1 protein-coding gene is annotated in these 1,198 nt (G+C 54.8%); it reads left to right on the forward strand.

Annotation, left to right across the window (positions count from 1 at the left end; translation table 11 throughout):
- The first annotated feature begins 71 nt into the window (after positions 1-71).
- A protein-coding gene (locus OKC43_RS21635) for an IS3-like element ISAs22 family transposase (RefSeq protein ID WP_088821966.1) occupies positions 72-1,159 on the forward strand; the annotation gives its coding sequence in 2 pieces (ribosomal slippage) (positions 72-324 and positions 324-1,159; 1,089 coding nt in all).
- The last annotated feature ends 39 nt before the right edge of the window (positions 1,160-1,198 follow it).

The raw sequence follows: 1,198 nt of genomic DNA on the forward strand, positions 1-1,198 counted from the left end.
GGTAATCCCCCCGAAAAACTGAGGTGCTCATAAGTAGAATTTTCTCGTATCTTGAACGCAGGAGGTTCTACATGAAAACATCACGCTTTAGCGATGCACAGATCATCGCCATCCTCAAGCAGGCCGAGTCTGGTTCACCCGTCCCTGAGCTCTGCCGTGAGCATGGCATCAGCTCCGCCACCTTCTACAAGTGGCGCTCCAAATTCGGTGGCATGGATGCCTCTCTCATGGCGCGCCTCAAAGAGCTGGAAGAGGAAAATCGTCGCCTTAAGAAGATGTATGCCGAGGAGCGCCTAAAGGCTGAGATCATCTCCGAGGCGATGGCAAAAAAGTGGTGACGCCATCTGCCCGCAGGGAGATGGCGACCAAGGCTGTGGCTCATTACGCCATTTCTATCCGTCTGGCTTGCCAGGTGTTCAAGGTGAGCGAGGGTTGCTACCGTTATCAGCCCGTGCTGGCTGATGAAAACCAGGAGATTGCCGACTGGCTACTGCGCCTCACCGCCAACCAGCGCAACTGGGGTTTCGGACTGTGCTTCCTGTACCTGCGTAACGTCAAAGGCTTTGGCTGGAACCACAAGCGGGTCTACCGGATCTATCGGGCGCTAGAGCTCAATCTGCGGATAAAACCCAAGAAGCGGCTAGTACGCGCCAAGCCGGAGCCGTTGGCAGTCCCTGACCAACCGAATCACTGTTGGTCGATGGACTTTATGCATGACCAGCTCAGCGATGGTCGTTCGGTGCGGTTGTTTAATGTGATCGATGACTTCAATCGCGAAGCACTGTGCATCGAGGTGGATTTTTCCTTGCCTGCCTCGCGAGTCAAACGGGTGCTGGAGCAGGTCATCGAGTGGCGGGGCAAACCAGCCGCAATCCGCTGTGATAATGGTCCGGAATACATCAGCGAAGAGCTCAAGCAATGGGCGCAGCAGAAGAGGATTGCGCTGAGGTATATCCAGCCAGGCAACCCGCAGCAGAATGCCTACATAGAGCGATTTAACCGCACTGTGCGTTACGACTGGTTGGGCCATTACCTGTTTGAGTCACTGAATGAGTTACAGGAATTTGCCACGAACTGGCTGTGGGTTTATAACCATGAGCGGCCCAATATGGCGCTGGGCGGCTACACGCCGAAACAGCGCTTGGCACAGGCCGCATGACCTCTACTTTTGAGTGCTCCAAAAAATGGGGGGATTACC

This window comes from Aeromonas sp. Y289-2 (assembly GCF_027705925.1).
GTDB lineage: Bacteria > Pseudomonadota > Gammaproteobacteria > Enterobacterales > Aeromonadaceae > Aeromonas > Aeromonas veronii.